Annotated in this window: 4 protein-coding genes and 1 pseudogene; 1 reads left to right on the plus strand and 4 read right to left on the minus strand. The window is 64.6% G+C overall.

Features of this window, described 5'->3' with window-relative positions; translation table 11 throughout:
• From VIR09_RS17765 to tssJ, 4 genes are all read right to left on the minus strand, one after another.
• The coding region (locus tag VIR09_RS17765) for a contractile injection system protein, VgrG/Pvc8 family (RefSeq protein WP_332014066.1) at positions 1-321 on the minus strand (321 nt) is incomplete at its 3' end.
• A gap of 39 nt (positions 322-360) precedes the next feature.
• Complete coding sequence (icmH, locus tag VIR09_RS17770) at positions 361-1,140, minus strand: type IVB secretion system protein IcmH/DotU (protein WP_013396294.1); 780 nt, start codon at positions 1,138-1,140, stop codon at positions 361-363.
• 9 nt (positions 1,141-1,149) lie between these two features.
• Positions 1,150-2,496, minus strand: a complete 1,347-nt coding sequence (gene tssK, locus VIR09_RS17775) for a type VI secretion system baseplate subunit TssK (RefSeq protein ID WP_332014067.1) — start codon at positions 2,494-2,496, stop codon at positions 1,150-1,152.
• Positions 2,497-2,578: 82 nt separating this feature from the next.
• Positions 2,579-3,196, minus strand: a complete 618-nt coding sequence (gene tssJ / locus VIR09_RS17780) for a type VI secretion system lipoprotein TssJ (protein ID WP_332014068.1) — start codon at positions 3,194-3,196, stop codon at positions 2,579-2,581.
• A 188-nt stretch (positions 3,197-3,384) separates the two neighbouring features.
• On the opposite strand from tssJ, the pseudogene VIR09_RS17785 reads away from it, so the two are divergent.
• Positions 3,385-3,782 (plus strand): annotated as a pseudogene (locus VIR09_RS17785) (hypothetical protein); the annotation flags it as partial.

Raw genomic sequence — 3,782 nt, forward strand, 5'->3', positions numbered from 1 at the left:
GTAGCGCGCCAGGCCGCCGTCGGCGCCCAGCGCGTCCACGCCTTCGACCACAGCATGCCATTGGCGCCTGCCGCCATCTGCCAGCAGCAGGCTGACGCTGATCTCGCGGCCCAGCAGGGCCTGCATATCCAGTTCGGCCGAGGACGCCAGGCAGTCCAGCGTCAGGGCAAACAGTTCGGAGACGCCTTCGCGCAGGCTCATGCGCTCCACCGCGAGCGCCGCATCCAGCGGCGTGCGCACCTGCAGCATGCGGGCGTTCTGGGAGAGGGCGGCAACATCCAGGCTGCTGAATCCGGCGGGCGCTTGGGAACGGTCGGTCATGGTGTGGAGCGGTCGGCCCGCGGCTGTCAGGGTAGCGAGTCAGGGGAGCGAGATGGTCAGGTGCGCGGCGCGCGGCCCGATCTTGACGATGTCATGGTACGGAGCCATGGCGGTCTGCATGTCGCGGTTCAGGAAGTGGCTCATGCCCAGATAGGCCAGCAGGCCCAGCAGCGCAAACAGCGCGCCGATGCTCCACAGCGGCACGTCGCGCTTGAGCGTGTGCGCGATCTTGTCGGGCAGCGGCCAGTGCGGCGCAAAGCCCGAGCGCTTGCCGCGCAGCAGCGTGATCTCGTCGCCCAGCCGCGCTGTGAGATAGCCCAGCTTCTCCTGGCCTTCGATCATGTACTTGCCCTGGAAGCCCAGCAGCAGGCACATGTAGAACACTTCCAGCGATTGCAGGCGCGGCGCGCCCTGAGCGCGCAGGTCTTCCAGGCGCGCAAAGAAGTTCTCGCCCGCAAGCTGCTCGCCGAACAGGGTCAGCTGCAGCGGCTGCAGCATCCATGCGTCGCGGATGGAAAAGCCGGAGTTCAGCACGGTCTCGTCCACTGCGGCGCAGAACGCATACTTGGTGGCGTAGACGTCCTCGGCCGGGATGTCCATCTTCTTGGCGCTGCGCTCGAAGTCCGCCAGGAATTGCTGCACGCGCGCCGAGAACGAGGCGGCGTCGACGGGCTCCTGGCCGCTTTTCAGCAGGAACAGCATCAGGAAGCCGTCGTACAGCAGATCCAGCAAGGACTTCGCGGGGCGTGAACCGTAAAAATCGGCGGCTCGGGGAGGGAGCGAGGCTCCGGGCATCAGGGAAGGCGCGTCGGCGGTCATGGGCAGGCTCTAGCGGGTGACGGCGATGAGGTCCAGTTTCAGGTCGGGTATGCCCGAGGGGGCATAGATGGCGATGCTGCGCGCCTGCAGCATGCGGTCGTATAGCGAGCCGCGCGTCTGCAGGGTGAAGTAGCACGCGCCCGGCTTGACGGGCACGGCGGGCGGAACCTGTGGCGTGTAGACCAGCTGCACGCCGGGCATGGCGGAAAGCACGAGTTTTTCGACGTCGTCGGGCGCGCCCACCTTGAAGCGCAGCGGCACGGTCTCGGCCAGTTCGCTGGCCGGCGTGGCGGCGGACACCGACAGGTAGAGCGCGGTGGTCTCGTCGAGCTTGCCGGAGTCCAGCCGGCCCACGTGGAACGAGGGGCGCAGCTCTTCCAGCACGATGGAGAAGTAGCGGGTGGAGATGACGGTGTCGAGCAGGTCGCGCAGGATCTCGTCCAGCTGCGCGAAGGCCGCGCCCGGCGCATCGTGCTGGTAGGCCGGCAGATCCGCCAGCGTGTGCACCTTGGAGAAGGTCATGAGCGCGCCCGCCAGCCGCAGCATTTCCTGGAACAGGCGTTCGGGATGCAGCTGCGGATTGTGGAACAGGTGCGACAGCGCTGAATAGGCTTCGTTGCAGGTGTGCAGCAGCCAGAACGAGGCCACGTCGCCCGAGCGGAATTCGATGATGTTCTTGTTCGGCTCGCGGTGAAAGCCATACAGCGCGTTGACCTTGGCCTGCAGCGCGTCGAGCAAACGGCGCAGTTGCTCGAACAGCGCGCTGCATGCCTGCACCGTGACACTGGGGGCGATGAAGGTGGTGTCCAGTTCATAGCCGGCGCTGGCGGTGCGGCGCACGCGCGCAACCGGTATGGTCAGCAGCGCGTCGCGCGGCTCGTGTTCCGACAGCAGGCGCACGTTCTTGCGCAGGAAGGCGAGTTCGGCCGTGCTGGCGTTGGTGTAGAGATCCGGCGCCGGGCTGTCCTGATGCGCATAGCGCGCATCGAAGCCTTGCTCCTGGCGTGTGTCGCGGTAGTTGCCGCCCACGTCCTTCATCGGATGCAGCGCCAGATAGAACACCGCCGTGCTGGCGCCGTCCAGGCCGTCCAGCGCAACCGCGGGCGGCAGGTCGTCGTTGTGCGGCGCGCTGTAGATCTCGCCGTCGGGAAAAATTGCGGAGAGCTCGGTGGCGCGCAGCATGCCGTTGGCAAGCGCCGCCGCGTCGAAGCGCGCCGCGCGCAAGCCCCAGGCATAGGGATGCAGCGCGCGGCTCATCTCCGCGAGGCGGGCCTCGTGGTACGCGTCTTGGCGTTGAAAATGCTGGGGCCGCAGGAACAGCCCCTCTCCCCACAATATCTTCGCTGAATGGCTCACGTTTTCTGGCTCTTGCTTCTTATATAGAGAGGGCGTCCATGACGGTCGGCGAGACGCGGTCGGCTAGACGCGGTCGGCTCGTTCAGCTCGGGCATTGCACCGAGCCGAGGCGGGCCGGGTCGAAGCCGGGCATGCCCGGCGGCAACACTATCTGTCCAGTGACCACGGTCATCGCGCAGGCATGGGCGCCCATGACGATGCCGCTGTCCTCGGCGGTCTTAACTTCGAATACGTATTTCCAGCGCTGCGGCGCGGGCGCGTAGAACAAGCCCGCGACAGCGATGTAGGCAGCGTTTTTCGGCACTTTTTCCAGGTGCTCGTAGCGCTGTCCCGGCGTCAGTGTGACTTCGCGCGATGCGATGATGCTGTCACCCAACGCCGCCTTTTCGGCGTCAGTATCAACCAATTGCGTGAGCGGTGCGCGTTGAAATGCCTCGGCATTCTTCAAATAGTATATTTTCGTAACCACAGCCATGGGCTGGCCGCTACTCGCATTCAAATTTTCTCCGGCGTGTATCGCCAATTTCACATCGACGGGCGCATTCGGGTCTTTTTTCAGACCCGCCATATCCATCATGCCGCCGGTCATTCCTGCCACTGCTCCGATCGCTGAAACCGCTGCGCAACCGCTGATTACGGGGCTTGCCGCGATGACGGCTGCAGCAGCCACGCACCGAGAAAAATAGAGATGTTTTGACATGGCTCTTTATACCGGAAGGCTGCGACAACATACAGATCACGGCACGATGAGCGAAGTTTCGTGGTGAGTTACATGAAGTAATGCACTGTAGTGCGGCGCTAACAAAAGGTTGTTGAAATACGCGGCCTTGGTTACACCCTCCTACATACCAAAAAATGCACATATCCCGGGTTCTCCTCATCAGCGGAATGCTGGCCTTCCTCGCGGGCTGCGCCACATCTCCCAAGCCGCAGACCGACGCCGAGTACAAGCAGTCGATGACGCACGCCACGCAGACTCTGGCGGGCAAGGGCAACGATCAGGCGGTTGCCGAGTTCCAGGAGATCGCCCTGCTCAATCCCGCACGGGGAGAGCCGTGGTCGTACATCGCGAAGATCCGTTTCGACGAACAGAAGTATGGCGAGGCCATCGTCGCGGCTGATGAGGCGCTGAATCGAGACCCCGAGGACTTCACCGCCAAGACCGTGCGCGCGGTGGGCGGCCTGCGCGTGGCGATGCAGTCGCTGGCCGATCTGCGCGCCAATGCGCTGCTCGCCGGCAACGCCCGCACCGATGCGGTGGCGCTGGCCGCCGCCATGCGTGAAAC

It is taken from the genome of Achromobacter sp., from assembly GCF_036567245.1.
In the GTDB taxonomy this organism is placed as follows: Bacteria; Pseudomonadota; Gammaproteobacteria; order Burkholderiales; family Burkholderiaceae_B; genus Achromobacter.